Annotated in this window: 10 protein-coding genes; 5 read left to right on the plus strand and 5 right to left on the minus strand. The window is 50.0% G+C overall.

Going from position 1 to position 18,395, the window contains the following annotated elements:
- The first annotated feature begins 168 nt into the window (after nt 1-168).
- From A0W33_RS12980 to A0W33_RS12990, 3 genes are all read left to right on the plus strand, one after another.
- Nucleotides 169-3,273, plus strand: coding sequence for a SusC/RagA family TonB-linked outer membrane protein (locus tag A0W33_RS12980; RefSeq protein WP_068838581.1), 3,105 nt, complete (start codon nt 169-171; stop codon nt 3,271-3,273).
- Nucleotides 3,274-3,299: 26 nt separating this feature from the next.
- Nucleotides 3,300-4,817: a SusD/RagB family nutrient-binding outer membrane lipoprotein gene (locus A0W33_RS12985; RefSeq protein WP_068838583.1), complete on the plus strand. Its 1,518-nt coding sequence runs from the start codon at nt 3,300-3,302 to the stop codon at nt 4,815-4,817.
- 106 nt (nt 4,818-4,923) lie between these two features.
- Complete coding sequence (locus A0W33_RS12990) at nt 4,924-6,453, plus strand: S10 family peptidase (RefSeq protein ID WP_068838585.1); 1,530 nt, start codon at nt 4,924-4,926, stop codon at nt 6,451-6,453.
- Between the two features lie 75 nt (nt 6,454-6,528).
- Here A0W33_RS12990 and A0W33_RS12995 read toward each other — a convergent pair whose 3' ends face one another.
- Nucleotides 6,529-7,524 (minus strand): AraC family transcriptional regulator, encoded by a 996-nt coding sequence (locus A0W33_RS12995; RefSeq protein WP_068838587.1) that lies wholly within the window; start codon nt 7,522-7,524, stop codon nt 6,529-6,531.
- Nucleotides 7,525-7,835: 311 nt separating this feature from the next.
- On the opposite strand from A0W33_RS12995, the gene A0W33_RS13000 reads away from it, so the two are divergent.
- Together A0W33_RS13000 and A0W33_RS13005 are read left to right on the plus strand one after the other, a co-directional pair.
- Nucleotides 7,836-8,531: an SGNH/GDSL hydrolase family protein gene (locus tag A0W33_RS13000; protein WP_068838589.1), complete on the plus strand. Its 696-nt coding sequence runs from the start codon at nt 7,836-7,838 to the stop codon at nt 8,529-8,531.
- A gap of 77 nt (nt 8,532-8,608) precedes the next feature.
- Nucleotides 8,609-9,364, plus strand: a complete 756-nt coding sequence (locus A0W33_RS13005; protein WP_071890051.1) for a ThuA domain-containing protein — start codon at nt 8,609-8,611, stop codon at nt 9,362-9,364.
- A gap of 67 nt (nt 9,365-9,431) precedes the next feature.
- Here the strand turns inward: A0W33_RS13005 and A0W33_RS13010 are convergent, their stop codons facing one another.
- The 4 genes from A0W33_RS13010 to A0W33_RS13025 all read right to left on the minus strand — a co-directional run bounded on the left by A0W33_RS13010 (nt 9,432) and on the right by A0W33_RS13025 (nt 17,271).
- On the minus strand, nt 9,432-11,837 hold the full coding sequence (locus A0W33_RS13010) for a TonB-dependent receptor (protein WP_068838591.1): 2,406 nt from the start codon (nt 11,835-11,837) through the stop codon (nt 9,432-9,434).
- A gap of 234 nt (nt 11,838-12,071) precedes the next feature.
- Nucleotides 12,072-14,447: a LamG-like jellyroll fold domain-containing protein gene (locus A0W33_RS13015; protein ID WP_068838593.1), complete on the minus strand. Its 2,376-nt coding sequence runs from the start codon at nt 14,445-14,447 to the stop codon at nt 12,072-12,074.
- 532 nt (nt 14,448-14,979) lie between these two features.
- Nucleotides 14,980-15,771: a hypothetical protein gene (locus tag A0W33_RS13020; RefSeq protein WP_068838595.1), complete on the minus strand. Its 792-nt coding sequence runs from the start codon at nt 15,769-15,771 to the stop codon at nt 14,980-14,982.
- 72 nt (nt 15,772-15,843) lie between these two features.
- The gene (locus tag A0W33_RS13025; protein ID WP_068838597.1) at nt 15,844-17,271 is read right to left on the minus strand and encodes a T9SS type A sorting domain-containing protein; all 1,428 of its coding nucleotides are present in this window, start codon (nt 17,269-17,271) and stop codon (nt 15,844-15,846) included.
- Nucleotides 17,272-18,395 lie beyond the last annotated feature (1,124 nt).

An 18,395-nucleotide genomic window follows, 5' to 3' on the forward strand; every position in this document is an offset into this window, starting at 1 on the left:
TAAAGGCCTGAGCTCAAACTTGAACCTGAATCAAATATAAGCCAATGTAATTAATCAATATTGTCTATTAATAAACCAAAATTAGCATAAGGCCCGTTTTGGCGTTCTGGGCGATAAATCATAACACATAAAAAACTATATTCCATTGGGAAATAAAACTTTAATGTTATGATGAAAAAGCTACTCTTATTTTTTCTCTGCCTGGGTATCTATAGTATAACCTACGCGCAGGACAAGGAAATCACGGGCAGAGTTGTGTCAGCGGCTGATAACTCGCCGATGCCAGGTGTGACCATTGTTGTGGAGGGCACAACCCGTGGAACGCAAACAGACGCTGATGGCCGCTTCAGCCTGACAGCCTCGGAAGGGGCTACGCTTATGGTGTCCTTTATCGGGTTTACCACGCAGCGGATTCCTGTAACCGGACAGAATGTCTACAACGTATCGATCGCGCAGGACTCCAAGCAGCTGCAGGAAGTAGTGGTTACCTCCTTCGGTATTGAGCGCGATAAAAAGTCGCTGGGCTATGGGGTAAGCAGCGTAAGCTCCGAAGAGATAAACAAGGCGCCTGTAACGGATGTAACGAACTCGCTGGCGGGTAAGGTGGCCGGTGTGCAGATATCCGGTACTGGCGGCGGACTTGCCAGTTCTAACATCACGATCCGCGGTTTCTCCAGTATCACCGGAAGCAACCAGCCGCTGTTCGTGATCGATGGGGTGCCGATAGACAACAGCGGTGGCAGCAACAGCGTGAATGCGGGCGTGGCCAACTCAAACAGGGCATCCGACATCAACCCGAATGACATTGCAAGTATAAGCGTGCTGAAAGGTGCTGCGGCAACGGTGCTTTACGGCTCCAGGGCGGCTTCGGGGGTTATCCTGATCACCACCAAGAAAGGGGAGTTCGGAAGCAAGAACCAAGTGAATTTCACCTCTAACTACGGTGTTGGTACCATGAATCGCTTTCCGGAGTTCCAGAACGAGTATGCACAGGGCAGCAACGGCAACTATATCAACAACGTGCCTGGCTCCTGGGGGCCGCGCATTGCCGGGCAAACGGTGACCAACTGGTTTGGCGAGGAAGAGCAACTGCAAGCCTATCCGGATAACGTGCGGGATATTCTGCAGAATTCAAAGTTTATCCAGAACAGCATCAGCTTTTCTGGGGCTACCGAAAAGTATAACTACCGCATCTCCTACGGCAACACCTACGAGACTGGCCTGGTGCCTAACAACGAGTTGCTCAGAAACTCCTTCAGCATCAACGCCGGCACCAGTGTAACCGATAAGCTGACCATCAACACCTCTATCAGTTACATCAACAACCAGTCAGAAAGAACACAGGCAGGCAACCAGGGCTCCAACCCTTTATGGAGAGGCATCTACGCCCCACGCAGCTATAACCTGTCTGGTTTGCCTTTCGAGGATGAGTTGGGGAACCAACTGTGGTTTGCCGGCGAAGATCATCCGTACTGGGCCATCAAGCATGTAAAGTATGAGGATGAAACTAACCGGATTTACGGTAACCTGCATCTGGCCTATGACTTCAGTGACTGGCTACGAGCTGATTTCAGGATTGGTGGCGACGTGTTTACCACCAACAGCAAGGGGTTTGACGAAAAGGGCATCCGAAGCAACGGTAACACCAGTTCGGCAGGCGCAGGAGGTGTACGCGATCGAGAAGTATTTTCGCGTGACCTGAACTCTTACCTGACTGTAACAGGAGACAAGCAAATAAGTGAGGACTTTAAGCTCACCGCCACATTGGGTAACGAGGTGATTGCCAACTACAGCAGCAACCTGGCCGCGGTAGGCTTGGGTATTGTGGTGCCGGGTTTTGATAACCTGAAGAACTTCCTGACTTACAACCCTTCGGCAAGCATTACGCAGCGCAGGCTGATGGGCTTCTTCGGCGACTTTATTGTAGACTACAAGGACTTCCTGACGCTGAACGTGAAAGGCAGAAATGATTTTTCGTCTACCCTTACCAAAGAGAACAGATCTATTTTCTATCCTGCAGTGGCCGTTAGCTTTGTGCCAACGTCGGCTTTCCCGGGCTTGTCCGGCGATGTGCTGACAACAGCTAAAATAAGGGCAAACGTGGGCGAGGTAGGAAAGGGCGCAGGGGTGTATAACACCACTACGTACTGGGGACAGGCAGATGCCGGCGACGGCTTTGGCTCTACGGCCGTTAACTTTCCATTCAACGGGTTGGCTGGCTTTACCTACGACAACTCCTCCGGCAACGCTGACCTGAAGCCGGAGTTTACCCGTGAAATAGAGCTGGGCACTGAATTGAGCTTCTTTGGCAACCGCCTGTATGTGGATGCCTCGGTGTACAGAAGAGACACGCGCAACCTGATCTTCGCAGTGCCGGTTCCTGCATCATCAGGGTTTACCAGCACCATCACGAATGCCGGTAAGCTCTCCACCAAAGGCCTGGAAGTGCTGGTATCCGGAAGACCTGTTGTAAACACAAACTTCACCTGGGAATCAACTGTCAACTTCACCACTTTCAAAACAATTGTGGAAGAACTGGCCCCTGGCGTGCAGCGCCTGACAATCGGTGGCTTTACCTCACCGAACACACAGGCGGTGGTAGGAGAGCAGTATGGGCTTATCTACTCTACCGACTACAGAAGAGACGAGCAGGGAAGAATGATCATCGGCACCAACGGTTTGCCGCTCACGGCTCCTGGAGTATCCGCCACAGGTAACCCGAATCCAAAATTCACCATGGGCTTCACCAACAGCTTCACCTATAAGGCTTTCAACCTGTCGTTCCTGGTTGATTGGAAGCACAAGGGAGACATTCTTTCCAGAACAGTGGGCGACCTTAGAATTCAAGGCGTTTCAGCTGAAACAGCCGAGTTCCCACGCTTCAACGAAGATGGGTCGCGCAACAAGCCATACTTGTTTGACGGCGTATTGGAAGACGGCAGACCAAACGACATTTACGTTTCGTCGCAGGATTACTGGGGCCTGCGCGGCAAGTATGTTGCCTGGGCGGGCTATGTGCGCGATGCCTCGTTTGTAAAGCTGCGCGAAGCCACGCTCAGCTATAACCTGCCTCAGGCTTTGCTTGCCAAATCCGGGTTTATTGATGCGCTGCAACTTTCCATCTACGGCCGGAACCTGCTGACGCACGCGCCAAACTATCCTGACCTTGATCCGGAGCAGAACCTGCAGGGCGTAAGTAACTCGCGCGGCCTCGAGTTTGGCATCCAGCCAATTGCCCGCACTATCGGAGCAAGCTTACGGGCTACTTTTTAATTCCTTCTACTGAAAACTCATTGGATATGAAAAATAAGAAACTTCTATATATCGCCTTAATTTGTGGTGGGCTTACCTTCCCAGCGTGCGATTTTTATGATGTAAACGAAGACCCGAATAACATCACACAGGCCCGCGTTTCTGAGATACTGCCATCCGCCACCGTAAATATCGGGTATATGGGGGCCAGCGACCTGATGCGCTACAGCAATCTGATCATGCAGCAGTTCTCGGGCCACGGCCCCGTGCTGAACAACACGTTCACAAACTACGAGCGCTACTTCATCACGGACTCGGACGTGAACAACAACTGGAACAACATTTATGCCGACATCCTTGCCGACCTGGAGCAGCTGATTGTTATCTCGACTGAGCAGGAAAGCCCGCACTACACCGGCGTTGCCAAAATTCTGAAGGCGTATACCTACCAGGTAACAGTGGATGCTTGGGGCGATGTGCCTTACTCCGAAGCTACCAAATTCGGTGAAGTGCTGTACCCGGAGTACGATGATGATGCGGCCATTTACCCGAAGCTCCTGGCGCTGCTGGATGAGGGGATCGCTGATATCAATGCGGAGTCTTCGGTGCTGGAACCTACCGCTTACTCCACCTTTTACCCGAACACAAGCTGGGAGGCCTCACGGGTGCAGTGGGAGCGGCTTGCAAACACACTGAAGCTGCGGCTACTGATTCATTACAGCGAGGTTGACCCGGGATTCGCCTCGCAGCAGATCACCGCATTGGTAAACAGCGGCGCTCAGTTTATGCAGTCTACCGACGATAACTTCGAGATGATGTTCCTGGACCAGTCCCAGCGGCAAAACCCGATTACAAGTATTGAGGGGGGACAGTTCAGAAACCAGTTTTTCCCGAACGAGTTCATCGTGGACCTGATGAATGAGCGGGAGGACCCACGGCGTGCCTCTTACTTTGTGTCCTTCCCCTTCAATTCAGGTAACTACAAGGGATCAACCATACTGGATGAGGCACCGTCAACCAAATACTCGCGGCTGCACAGCTATATCAAAGGTACTCCCTCTGCTGTAAACCAGGCAGGCGTGAACCCGGATGGAAGTATCGAGGGCAGTGCCATAACGTATGGAGGTGATGCTCCTTCTAGGCTCTTGCTTTACTCTGAGTATAACTTTATAAGAGCTGAGGCGTCGCTAAGATTTGGTGCCCCTGGCGATGCTGAAACTTTCTTCAAAGAAGGCATCAGGGCTTCGATGGAAGATGCCGGTGTACCAGAGGCAGAGGCTGCCGCCTATATTGCCAGGTATGGCACGCTCACAGGATCGCAGGAAGCGAAACTCGAGCAGATCATCAACCAGAAGTATATTGCAAACTTTGGGGTGATGATGGAGAACTGGACCGACTGGCGCAGAACAGGCTATCCAAATATAAAGCCGATCCCAGCGCCGCTGGCTATCTACAACGAAGTGCCAAGATCGCTGTTTTACCCGGTTTCGGAAGTAACCAGCAACCCTAACATCGACCAGAAAGAGTCGATGCTGGAAAGGGTGTTCTGGGATGTACGCCAGTAGAATTTACACAAGCATTACCCGCTGCGGCGGGTAATGCTTTATTTTTACACCCTTAGCGCTTGTTTAAACTTTTAAATTGAGAATTGGCCGTTAAATGATACATGAAATGAAGCAACTCTATACGTTATTGCTACTGGTTTGCGTGATAGCCCTTCCGGTCTCAGCGCAGAAACTGGAGCTCAAAACCGACTCAACCGTCACGACCAAGCATACTGTCACCATCAACGGAAAGCGTATTCCGTACACGGCCACGGCCGGTACACAACCTGTCTGGGATGAGGACGGCAAGCCTGTGGCAGGCCTCTTTTATACGTACTACGAACGGTCTGATGTGAAGGACAAGGCATCGCGGCCACTGGTGGTTTCCTTTAACGGCGGCCCTGGGTCGGCCTCTGTGTGGATGCACATTGCCTACACCGGACCAAGAATCCTGAACATCGATGACGAAGGCTATCCGTTGCAGCCCTACGGCATCAAGGAAAACCCGCATTCTATACTTGATGTGGCCGACATTGTGTTTGTGAATCCGGTTAACACGGGTTTGTCACGGGCTGTTCCTACCCTGTCCAAGGAAGATGCGCAGAAGAAGTTCTTTGGAATAAACGCGGATATCAAGTACCTGGCCAGCTGGATCAACACCTTTGTGGGGCGTAAAGGCCGCTGGGATTCGCCTAAGTACCTGATCGGCGAGAGTTACGGCACCACACGCGTGTCGGGGCTTGCGCTGGAACTGCAGAACGCGCACTGGATGTACCTGAACGGCGTTATACTTGTGTCACCCACGGAGCTGGGCATCAAGCGCGACGGCCCCGTTGCCTCGGCCAATATTCTGCCTTACTATGCCGCCACCGCCTGGTTCCATAACAAGCTAAGCCCTGAGCTGCAGAGCAAGGATTTAACCGCGATGCTGCCGGAGGTGGAGGAGTTTACCATCAACGAACTGATCCCGGCAATCGCCAAAGGATGGTCTTTAGGGGAGCTGCAGAAAAAGGCGGTAGCGGCCAGAATGGCAAAATACTCCGGTTTGTCGGAGGAGGTGATTCTACAGCATAACCTGGATGTGCCTGCTGCCTTCTTCTGGAAAGAGCTGCTGCGCGACGAGGGCTTTACCGTGGGCAGGCTGGACTCCCGCTACATTGGCATCGACAAGCAGGATGCGGGACTACGGCCTGACTATGCGCCTGAACTTACCTCGTGGCTGCATTCCTTTACGCCAGCCATAAACCTGTACATTAAAGACCACCTCAAGTATAAAACCGACATCAAGTACAACATGTTCGGGCCGGTGCGCCCCTGGGACAACAGCGACGACAATACCGGCGATAACCTGCGCCAGGCCATGGCTCAGAACCCCAACCTGCACCTGATGGTGCAATCCGGCTACTACGATGGCGCCTGCGATTACTTTAACGCCAAGTATAATATGTGGCAGATGGACCCGGGCGGCAAACTGCAGGACCGCATGCGCTTTAAGGGCTACCGAAGCGGGCACATGATGTACCTGCGCGCTGAGGACCTGGCCAACGCCAACCAGGACATCCGGCAGTTTATCCTAGAGTCGGTTCCGAAGCCGGGGCAGCCAGCAAAGTATAAAAGAGACGGCGCCAAAGACCGGGCAACTACCCGGGCCAACTAAGGCAGCATCATAACAGAGAGGCCCCCTCCACGAACCAGGTGAAGGGGGCCTCTCTGTTATGATGCTGCCATCTCTTTAGACAGGCCAAACCAGCCCTTGTGCGGCGATGGAAGATGAAGCAGGTAAGACTGACAAGGAAGAAGCGAACATAGGTATAAGGCACGCGGGCTGCCTGAGTAACTTTAGTGCGTTATCCCATTTATGCCGGTACTCTTTCATGAATTCGCTCGGAGATTTCCCAGTTGTTTTCTTGAATACCTTATTGAAGTTGATGGCACTGTTGAAGCCTGTTGCATAGGCAATGGAAGCAATGCAGGTGGCATCGCCGTTCACGATGCGCTTACAGGCTTCGTTTATTCTGATCTCGTTTAAGAAGGCATTGTATGTTTTGCGCGTGTGCTTTTTAAAATACTTGCAAAAAGCGTGCGGCGTGATGTGCACCACTGCGGCAATGCGCTCCAGTGTGATGTTCTCGGCGTAGTGCTCCAGGGTGTACTGGTATACTTCATTCAAGCGGATATCCTCCACGGCCGGAAAAGGGGCAGCTGCGAAATCCGTTGTCAGCAGCTTATACTCCTTTACGTGCCGCGACAGGTACTGAAGTAGCTTGATGGAGATAAGCAGCCTTTTAAGCCCGGATGATCGACTGGCCTTCAGGAATAGCCGGGCGGCTTCGGGAGCGTAACCCTCCGGTATCTGCAGGCCCTGTCGCGTCTTCTCCAGAAAACTTTTCGCAAACTCCATCTCCGGCAGGTTAATCAGGTGACTAAGGGTGTTTTCATGCTCAAAAAAGATGTGCACCGCATGCACACTCCCCTCCACATTATTTTGGTAATAAATAGGGTCAGACTTAAGGATATGGGGTTGGTTAGCCCCGATGATATAGAAGTCGCCAGGGGCAAACGGCTGTGTATAGTTGCCTACAATCAGCGTGCCTGTACCTTTAAGTATAAGGGTAAGCTGCATTTCCTTGTGGCGGTGCATGTGCCCATAGAAGTAAGGTAGAATATCCTCACTTACAATGATTGACTCTGCCTGTGAAGCTGCTATTTTGAACGGGATTACTTTCATACCATATCACAGTTTGAACATAGTTAAAATACCGATTTTATATTAAAAGGTATAACAGAAGACCAATATTCAGTGAAAATTGATATATCGGGCTATGAATATTGCTATATAGCGTCGCCTGTCAGTCAAAAACCAGATTTGCGGCTAATTTTAGTAGCGGGAAAACGAGGTTGGGCAGTACAGCTGGGTTCTAAGTAAGCCTATCAGCTGTGCTGAATTCGCTCCATACCAAATCGTTACGGCGACTAGAAAACAGTGTGCTGTAAATCTGTAACTCCCTGAAAAGAGTATATAAGGGAAACCAAGACATAATGAACAGACTTCTGCTACTTATACTTCTCTTTACAGCCATCCTTACCTCGTGCAGCGACGAAGAGCCTACGCCTGATCCCAGTCCATCGGGTCACGCCTACACGTATCTGGCCCTCGGCGACTCTTATACCATAGGCGAGGGGGTGCCTGCAAGTGCGCAGTGGGGCATGCAACTGGCGGAGCTGCTTCGTGCCGAAGGCGTGGATGTGGCTAATCCCGTTACGATTGCCCGCACCGGCTGGACCACTAGTGACCTGGCTTCGGCTGTTGCCGCTGCCAAGCTTAAGCCGGAGTTCGACATGGTGTCGCTGCTGATTGGCGTGAACAACCAATACCGGGGCCAGTCGCTTGCCACCTACCGATCCGAGTTACGGCAGCTGCTGCAAACAGCCATCCGACTGGCGAAGGGAGACGCCTCCAACGTGCTGGTGCTCTCTATTCCCGATTGGGGAGCCACCCCTTTTGCCCGTAACCAGAACCGCGAGCAGATTGCCGCTGAGATAGATGCATTCAATGCCGTTGCCAGGGAGGAGGCTGCTAACGCCGGCGTCACCTTTGTCAACATCACCCCACTCACCAGGGAGGCTGCAAGCGATTTGTCTTATGTTGCGAGCGATGGCCTGCACTACTCGGGCAAGATGTACCGGGAGTGGGCCTTGCTGGCCTTGCCCGAGGCGAAGGAGATACTGAAGTAGCAGTTTATTCTGGCTGTTTTTCGACTCCCTAAAGATTAGTGTTATCTTGGATGGCATTAATTTGAACTATTCAACGCATGAAAAACCGCCTGTTGCTACCTTTCCTTGCCCTGCTCCTTTGCCTTGGCTTTGCCGGCTGTACCTCTTCCAAACCAGATGCCCCAGTTGTATCAGAAAGTATACCGCGCATCCTTGTCTTCTCTAAAACGAGCGGTTACCGGCATGCGTCTATCCCGGCAGGTGTGGCAGTACTGCAACAACTGGGGCAGGAGCATCAGGTAAAGGTAGATACAACAGAGAACGCTGCTTTCTTCGTGCCTGATTCGCTGCTGCAGTACAATGCGGTTGTTTTTCTAAGTACGACGAAGGATGTGTTGGATGCAGCACAACAGCAGGCTTTTGAATTGTATATCAGGAGCGGCGGAGGCTATGTGGGGATTCATGCGGCTGCCGATACGGAGTACGATTGGCCCTGGTACAACAAACTGGTTGGGGCCTATTTCTCAAGCCATCCGGAGGTACAAAAAGCAGAGATCAGGGTGCTGGACAAAAGCCATCCTGCCACTACGCATTTGCCTGACGTGTGGGAGCGGGAAGATGAGTGGTACAATTTCAAAAGTATGAACCCGGATGTATACGTGCTGGCCAACCTGGATGAGAAAAGCTACAGCGGAGGCGAGAACGGCGCAAATCATCCCATTGCCTGGTACCACGCCTACGACGGCGGTCGCGCCTTCTACACCGCCCTCGGCCACACCAACGAAAGCTACAGTGACTCGCTTTTCCTGAAGCATGTGTGGGGCGGGGTTAAGTATGCGATGGGAGAGAAGTAATAGGAAAAATCACCATGCAAGGCAGGAGCAGGTTATAGCCTGCTCCTGCCTTGCATGGTGATACAGCTTAAAATTCTCCTCTGAGGGTTAGCACCACATTTCTGCCGGGTGCACTGATGCCGGAGGCAAACACGCGGTAATACCTGTCGGAGATGTTCTCCAGCGCCGCCTGGAACTGCAGATTTGGGGTGATCTGATAGGCTGCGCGCAGATTGAGGGTGTGCCAGGCCGGCATGCCCTGCGGCGTGGCGTACTGCAGGTTATCTTCGCCGCTGGGGCTGTAATCTTCCAGTGCTTTTACGCCGTGGTACAGCACAAAGAACTCGCCCCGCAGGCGCTTGAGCTGCAGGTTTATACTTGAGCGTCCAAAAAGGGGCGGCACGTGGTCCAGCGGAATCTCTCCTGTCTCATTTTTGATGCGGCCGTAGGTGTAGTTGAGCGAAGAACTTAGGCTGAGGTAGTTGGTTAGGTCAGCTTGCAGGTTAGCGCTGTAGCCGTAGAGATAGGCTTTTCCTGCGTTTACGTTCGCTGTTACGCGGCTCTGTTCCCCGTTGTAAAGTATAGAATCCTGTCCGTTCAAGCTGAAGTTCTGCACCGTAATGGCGTCGCGATACCAGGTGCGGTAACCGACTACCTCCAGGTGCAGGCGCTCGGCTATACTTTTAGAGGCACTCACTTCAAAATTATAGGTGTACTCAGGGCCCAAGCCTGGGTTGGGAACAATCACGTTGCCCGGAGACGAATCAAACACCTTACTGAGGTCGTCGATGTTGGGAGCGCGGAAACCGGTGGAGGCAAGTGCGGCAAAGCGCCATCCGTTGCCCGGCAGCACCACGGCCCCCAGGTTGCCGGATAAGGCATGGTGGCGCTGCTGCACCTTATCCTCCAGAAACGGGAAGAAGGTCTTGTCCTCGAACCGGGCATCCAGCCCCACATAGCTGTAGCGAATTCCCTGACTCAGCACCAGCCACGGCCGCACATCCCAGGTGTTGGTGAGGTAGCCCGCGGCGCTGTGCATGCTCGAGCCCTCATCGGGGTAGCGGGTACTTTGCAGTCGGCGCTCGCTGCTCATAATGTTCTGCTCATCCGCCTCCGATTGCACGGAATTATAATTTGCCTCCAAGCCATACTGCAGGCGGTGCGTGCGCAGCTTCTTTGAGAAATCAGCATTCAAGCTATACACCCATACTTGCTCGGTTTGGTGTGACAGCCAGTTGTTGCCAAATCGCCTGTTGTGGCGGCTCTCCTCCAGGCGCTGCACGGCGGCAATGGCACGGGCTTCGTCATACAAGCTGGCCGGCGCTTTTTGTTCTAAAGTATAGGCGGCCAGCAAGCGCTCCTGCGGCCCATAGTACCACGCGCCATACTTTAGCCTGTCGCTCGAAAACTCCGTGAGGCGGTCGTAGCGGGGCACATCGGTGCTGGTGCTTAACTGTAGATTCAGTGTGTGGCTGAGGCTGGATGTGGGCTGAAACCTTATTTTCTGCAGCAGGTCGTATTGAGTGTACCCGGTTGGGCGCTGCACGTGCGGCTCCGGGTTCAGCAGCATTGTATCGCGGCCAGCGGCGGTGCGCGCGGCGTAAAAGTTGCGGATGCCCAAGTCGCCGTACGTGCTGCTGCGGTACCTGCCCTGGCGAAGGTTGCCGAAATCAGATACGGTGATGCTGGTGAGGCTGGCCCATTTCTGGCGGCCGTAGTTCAGTTGCACATGCCCGGTTTTCTCGTTTGGGGCGGAGGCGTAGCGGGTAAACGCACTGCCGCTAATGCTGCGGGCCAGCGTGTCGGGTGCCAACTGCGGCTGCAGTGTGTGGAAGTGCAGCACGCCACCCAACGCATCAGAGCCATAGATTACGGAGCTTGGGCCAAAAATCACCTCGGCACGCTCCAGCATGCTGTTGTCCAAGGTGATCACGTTTTGCAGGTGCCCTCCCCGATAGATGGCGTTATTCATCCGCACTCCATCCACCACCAGCAACACCTTGTTTGCCTCAAAACCCCGTAAGATCGGGCTACCGCCGCCCATCTGGCTTTTCTGCACCAGCACTTTTCCGGTTTGCTGCAGCACCTCGGCCGTGGTGGGCTGGCTCATGAACTCCAACTCGCGCTGACTTATAAGTGCCACCTGCTGCGGTACAAAGTTCCGCTCCTGGGCAAACTTGCCTGCTGATACCACCACCTCCTGCAGGCCATGGCTTTGCTGTGTTAAGCTAACCTCATACTGCTGTTGCTGTAGCTGAGCCGCCGTGAAACTTTTTGATTGGTAGCCAATATAATGAAACCTGAGTTTAGCCTTAGGAGAAAGCAGTGCGCGTAGCTCGGCCTGTCCACTGGCATCGGTCTGGGCCGAGCTATTCTCTGAGCTGATGGTGACGCCAGGTAGCGGCTCGAGTGTCGTTCTATCCCGCACTGTTACCCGTTGCGCCATACTTAAGTGGCACACTAGAAGTAGGAGCGGGAGTAAAAGCTTTATCATGTTGTTTAAACGTGAATTACCGCAAGATACAAGACGAACAGCTAAAATACTTGCCGTTATAAGGCAAAGTGCTCTGGGTACATACATTGCAACCCTACTTGAAATGCCTTTCCAGCATGCACTTTCGAACAGAAATCCCTAAACGGGTCCGGGCTTCCTCGTCATCTGAGGAAGCCCGGACCCATTATGCTAAGAAATGACTTTTCGCTCTTTAATTAAGTATAGTTTAATGCTTTATCTTTCATGCATCAGCTTTAGCGATTGAACTGAGCCCGCTGCCTGTAATCTCACAATGTAGAGGCCTTTGGCCAGGTTAGAGCCATCTATCTCAACTGTATTAATTTTTCCAGCTACAGCGTTGCCTGCCTTTAGGGTGAGGCTTTTGGCACTTCTGATGTCATACAATACAACAGAATATTCTCCATCTTGCGGCATGGTGAACCTTACTGTCGCATTAGCAGCAAAGGGGTTCGGGTACACTTGTAGGCCATCCTCAGGATGGATTACGCTCACCTTTTGCTTAGCTGCAAAGGTGGAAGAGAACCGGTTGCTCAACTCGCTTATTTCGGCAGCACTTAAAGCAGTAGTATAGAGGCGTACATCGTCTATTCCTCCTTTCAAACTTCTGTAGCCATCGCTTTGTGCCCCTATTGCCAGTATTAGATTGTTTGTGTTGATAGGCGGAGGAGAATTAAAGGTTTTGGAGCTGTTTTCAACACCGTTTATATATATCTTCATAACTGAACCATTATAGGTGGCTGCAATGTGCATCCAGGTAGCCCCATCAGTAGGGTAGGTGGCTGTGGAATTAAGTCTATAAGCGTCGTCTGCAGAGGCCTGGTTAAAGCGGAAGAAAACTTGGCCGTTACCGGAGAGGGAAAGTTCATACCCATCGGTTACATTGTTAATCCCTTTCCTGATCACATACATTGTTCCAATTTTCTCTGGCCTGATCCATGCTGCCAATGTAACGGAACCAGTGATGTCCAACGAGCTATGATCGGATACTGTAGCATACTGAGAAGAGCCATTAAGCCTAATTGCCGCTCCGGATACGCCTGCTATCCAGGTAGGGCTGCTTTGCAGGGTAGCATTATTCCCACGGCCAGAAGCATCAGCCAAACTCGAGCCGCTACCTTCGTCAATCTTCCAGTGCCCGGCCAGTGTGGTGGTTTCTACTGGCGCTGGCGCTGTGGTAAAACTCCATGTGGCAGACCAGCTGCTGGTTCCAGCCGCATTAGACGCTCTTACTCGCCAGTAGTAGGTGGTATTTGCCGACAGGTCACTGACGTAGGCAGATGTAGACGAAAGGTTGGCCTGATCAAAGGCTAAAGAAGAGAAACCTGAGCTAGTGGATACTTGTGCCTGGTAAGAGGCAGCACCATCCGCTGCGTTCCACATCAGAGTAGGAGAGAGTGCTACTCCTGTAGATGCATGCTGTGGCGAAGCCAACAGCGGTGCCTGCGGAGCCGTAATTTCTGTAGCGGCATCGGATGCCAGCACTCCAACTGCATGGGTGCTGTTGGAGGCTAGTACCACGATGTCTGATGTGTAGTTGTCTTTGCTACTGGTTGTGTTATTGTATGTTCCCCTAATTAAAACATTCTCAGAACCCATCGAAATTCTTTGAACGGAGGACTCCCGGTACAGAATATTGCCACCACTGTTGGAAGCGGTATAAATAACCTTTAGCTTGCCTGCCGTCTCATTCAGAATGACTATAGGTCTTGTGCCTTTAGTTGCAACCGGATAAAGATTATCCCAACTGCCTGAAGGCCGACGCACTAAAAGGGCAAGCTCTGGATATTGGGTGTTGCTATATTCTGTTTTGACGGCACAGTATAAGGTGCCGTCACTTGCGACTGCCATGTTCAGGTGATCGTCAGCCATGCCATTGCCAACATCCGCCGCTGACTGTGACGCCGGCACTTCATCAGATGTCCAGAGGGATGGATCCGTACCATCGGCATGGGTTTTGAAGCCGAACCTTTTGGTGTTTTGGTTCGACCAGAGTACGCCTATTTTGCCGGGTAAGGCGATAACTGCGCAAATATCATCGTCACTGATTCCCGTTGCCACAATTACCGGAGCACTCCAGCTATGGTAGGGGGCATCACTCCAGCGTACTTTCACGTCACTAACCCCTGCCGAGGCCAGCCACATCCTGCCTGTTCCATCTATGTCGATCGTGGCGGTTTCAACGCCTTTGTCAAGCGTCAGGCCAACGGTTGATGTCCTTTTAGACCAGAGCTGGTAGGTTCCTGATGCCGGAACATATTCCAGAGACACAATGGAAGAAGATGATCCAGTGTAAAGCAGCACATGTGTAATGTTTCCCATCACCTTACAGTCAGCCTTGGAATTTGTCTTGGGTGATATCCTTAGCATATGTGTCCAAGAGGTGCCATCCAGGCGCCAAAGGTGTGTGCCCGAAGAATTCGGTAAAACAACCCACCACTTGCCATTGTATATCCAGGGCTTTGACTGTGGTTTCTCCCCTGTATTAGTGGATACAGCCACAGGAGCAAGATTTGTTACGGACGTAAACTGAGCTGCTAAGTTAAATGCAAAAAGCATAGTGCAAGCCAACAGTAGTATGTGTTTTTTCATAAGCTATAGTAACAATGGAGAAGTAAATCTTGTGTATGAGCAGTAAAGCAATGTGCAGCGAAGGGATGGCCTGTAAGTAGTACACATGAACTATCTTACCTGGCTTGGCTGAACTACACATAAATGTAAGCATAGCCAAATGAGGAGAACACTGATGTATAGAAGTGGTAATTTATACTTATTTTAACAATATTTTGCGATAATATGATACTATTTTGGGAGTAGTTGCTTTTGACGGGTATACAGATTGATATTTAAAGCTAAACGTTGATCCAGAACTACAAATTTACAATTGTGCTAAAACACTCTTATATATGGCTTATAGCTAAAGGAAGAAGTACGCTTTAAACATGCCTGAGCCATTAGCTTATAAGGGTAGTTTATATATTGCCAAGGATGCAAGTTCACGAGGAAAGAAAGAGTGCCTGAAAGAAAAACCCTAAAGTGTAGCATATAAATTACTAAACCAGTGTAAAGCCCGCGTAACTTCGCCTTCTGTATGTAATATATGGAGCTGCTGCCCTAGCGATGTTTATAAAGGAATGTTCATGTATGGCGAGAACTTTTCATTTGCAACTTTGCTCTCAAGCGACGCAGGAGGCGCTGGTTTCCTGAACTTCCTGGAAAGCAGTAGCACATAGGCAAACGCCGTAAATCCTATCATCATCTCATTTACCTCCGATAGCCTGCGGAGAAAGTACCCTACTTCAGGCTCAAAAGGAACAAAGTCATTATACAGGTCAACGGCTGAAACCGCCACAATTGTGAGAAACCAGGTTGATAGTATTAACGGCACCCGTACTTTATTCAGAATGAATAGATTCAGCCAAACACCGATAGCGCCAGCCAACCCGAAGAACAGGTGGAAGTACTCGGAGTTGCCCTGAAGCCCCTTAATGTTGTGCAGGTTTGTTTCATTCTGTTCGTTTATCAAATTCAAGGAGTCGGGAGTTAAAAAGCCCAGGAACTGCTGCCCCCAGGAAATCTCCTCCATCGCAATTACAAACAGACCAAACGAGAACAGGAACAGAAATAGCCCAATGATCGGCGCTTCTCTCTTTTCGGATTTAATCCAGTAGGCTAAGTATGCACCCAGAATACTGCCAACCATCAGGAAAATGAATGTGAGCATTTCCACAGGATGATTTTCCTTTACCAGCCATTGCACATACTTGGTGGTGATTGGGCTAAACCATGCCAAAGTAAATAACAGCACACCAAGCATCGGCGTGAGCAGTAATACAGACACAGCTTTGTTTGACACGCGGAAATTCTTCTTTTCAGAACGTATTGCAGAGGAAGTACTTGCAATTATTTGTTTCATAGGAGTAAAGATGAAAGGGTCTTACAGAAGGTGCTTAACCATCATATTTTATACTTTGTGCCAGAGATGGCATCAGGGAACGTACACTAGTTTTAGTGATCTTGTGCTATAACTTGTCTTAAGCCGAGCTATATACAGACCGGCTGGAAGTTCTCTGGCATCCAGAGGAATTGCATTCAACACTCCCTCTTCTGCTGTGCCCTCCAATATGGTCATGATGTAAGCACCTTTCCCATCAAAAAGCTGAAGCAAAAATTTGCCTCCCTCCGGAACACTGAAAAAGATTGTCGTTTGTGTCAGGAAGGGGTTAGGAGCTGCTATAAGCTTATTCAACATCCTGCAGCTAGCAGGCGCAGCACCAACTGTAGCGTGCACACCGACAACATGTGTTTTGTTTGAGGCCAAAATCACCGCATCATAGGTATAGTTATCTTTGCTACTGGTAGCGTCATTGTAATTTCCCTCTATGAGTAAAGTTTCGGGGCCGAACGAGATATTAGCTGTTGAGGACTCTTTATAGAGAATGTTACCCCCTTCATCTGCTGCAGTATAGACAATTTTGAGCATGCCCACTTCCTCATTCAAAAGCACTATTGGTCTGGATCCGGTTCCTGATACCTCATACAGGTCGTCCCATTTTCCGGATGAGCGGCGAATCAGGAGGGCTACACTTGGGAGACCGGGAGCTTCGTAATTCGTTTTGACGGCCACATACAAGGTGCCGTCACGCGCTACGGCCATGTTCAGGTGGTCATCAGCCATACCCTTACGCAACGGAAGTCCTGATTGGAAAGCCGGAACTTCGTCGGCAGACCAGGCAGTAGGTGCTGCCCCGTCTGCATGTGCCCTGTAGCCAAACCTCTTTCCGTCCTTGTTCGACCACATTACGCCAATCTGCTTCGGAAGGGCCACTACTGCGGCAATATCATCTTCTTCAATGCCTGTGGCAACAGTAATAGGAGCACTCCAGTCAGTATAGGGGACATCGCTCCAGCGTACACGTACTTCAGGCGTTGCATCAGACGCTAGCCACATCCTGCCGGTTCCATCTATATCTATTGTGGCCGTTTCGGCTTCTTTTTCGAGGTTAATGTCTACGGCATCGGGCCGCTCTTTCCACAACTGGTAGGTATTGGAACCGGGCATATATTCAACAGAAAGCAACTGCGTAGTGGATCCTTGGGCAAACAGGAGGATATGGGTGACCTTGCCTACAACTTTGCAATCAGCTTTCGTGGTCTGCTTCCCTGACAGCTTTAGTACCTTTGTCCAGGTTGTACCGTCAAGGCGCCAAACATGTGTGCCTTCTGCATCTGGAAAAACAGCCCATTGTGAGCAGGCAAAAGACCAAACCTTCGACTGCGGTTTATCTCCTGTGTCCTCTGTGGTGGCCAGTGGCGTTAAAGGGGTGTGGGTGGTAATGATTTGCCCGTCCTGTGCTATGGCGTAGAGGCTTGTAAAGAACGCGCATGCGATGAAAAGAGTAGACTGTTTAATCATGTTAATCAGGTTCTAGCAATAACTTCATAAGATATAGTAGAGTGTAGTTTTCCTGGACCTGCTTAAAACTTTTAGATGCTTTTATCAGGTACATGCTTCGCCGGCTAAATAGCCCCCGCCCTTCGTAGTTGGAGAGGTTATAAGAGGTAAACGAGTAGTGTAAGAATTATATGTTAATTATAATAAAAAGTTGCATTAATTCACAGTAAATATGGAAAATTATTTATCCTGGAATTTGAGAATATTCTTCAGAAGATTATTAAAATGTGGGGAGGGTTACAAATGCTTGTTATTAAGGTTCTGGAGAAGATTATGATGTGAACCTTCTTCATGTAGAAGTAAACAGAAACGCTTTAAGCTGATAGCTGCTGCTCTTGCTCATGCATTTCAAAGAAGCCACACTTAGATGTGAATAGAACTTTTACTATGCTCATTTACCACTGCTGTTACCGCTGAACAAGAACGCATAATCCAGACTTGTTGCTTTGATTGTTCTTCTGTTGTAACCTATGTACAGCATTACAGAATTAACGGCTAATAAGTCTTAAGTATATAAATAATTATTATAATTATTTATATATTAGAATAAGTCAAATAGGTGAATATGGACAAAGAAAGCCAGTAGCCACTGTATAGGTCCTTATAATTCTCATTAAAATATTTTAATGTTTTGATTTTTAACTAGTTATGCTTTGTCCCGCCATTACTTCCAGCACACTCAGAAAATAAATTTCCAAGGTGCTGTCGGTTTCACTATAGATCATTTCAAGAATAACCAAAATACAAGTAACGGTACCTTGATATAAATTAGTTTTTTTATAACTATAATCAGAGTAAACATTTCAGTGCAATCTACACTGTGCGCCGAATATCTACATACTGTAGAAAACATACACATTATGTAACTTATTCAGAGAAATTAGGAATTTATGGATTGTGGTATAAGTGGTTGTGCACTAGACTGTTGTAAAATTTGGCAGTATTTGGCACGGTTCTTCTATACCGCACTCCCAAATTGCAGCGGTGCGAGGACATTTGAAGTAGTACTTTTATACGAAAGTACTTAGGAGAAGGATTCAGTATCGCCTAAAATTTTACAACTCCACTGTTGATTAGCATGCGAA

Origin of the sequence: Pontibacter akesuensis (assembly GCF_001611675.1) — a bacterium.
Lineage (GTDB): Bacteria > Bacteroidota > Bacteroidia > Cytophagales > Hymenobacteraceae > Pontibacter > Pontibacter akesuensis.

Bases quoted from the DNA above. Each gene is read 5' to 3' on its own strand.
- A0W33_RS13015 (WP_068838593.1), bottom strand. From the start codon at position 14,447: ATGAAAAAACACATACTACTGTTGGCTTGCACTATGCTTTTTGCATTT.
- A0W33_RS13020 (WP_068838595.1), bottom strand. From the start codon at position 15,771: ATGAAACAAATAATTGCAAGTACTTCCTCTGCAATACGTTCTGAAAAG.
- A0W33_RS13005 (WP_071890051.1), top strand. From the start codon at position 8,609: ATGAAAAACCGCCTGTTGCTACCTTTCCTTGCCCTGCTCCTTTGCCTT.
- A0W33_RS12990 (WP_068838585.1), top strand. From the start codon at position 4,924: ATGAAGCAACTCTATACGTTATTGCTACTGGTTTGCGTGATAGCCCTT.
- A0W33_RS12995 (WP_068838587.1), bottom strand. From the start codon at position 7,524: ATGAAAGTAATCCCGTTCAAAATAGCAGCTTCACAGGCAGAGTCAATC.
- A0W33_RS13010 (WP_068838591.1), bottom strand. From the start codon at position 11,837: ATGATAAAGCTTTTACTCCCGCTCCTACTTCTAGTGTGCCACTTAAGT.
- A0W33_RS12985 (WP_068838583.1), top strand. From the start codon at position 3,300: ATGAAAAATAAGAAACTTCTATATATCGCCTTAATTTGTGGTGGGCTT.
- A0W33_RS12980 (WP_068838581.1), top strand. From the start codon at position 169: ATGATGAAAAAGCTACTCTTATTTTTTCTCTGCCTGGGTATCTATAGT.
- A0W33_RS13000 (WP_068838589.1), top strand. From the start codon at position 7,836: ATGAACAGACTTCTGCTACTTATACTTCTCTTTACAGCCATCCTTACC.
- A0W33_RS13025 (WP_068838597.1), bottom strand. From the start codon at position 17,271: ATGATTAAACAGTCTACTCTTTTCATCGCATGCGCGTTCTTTACAAGC.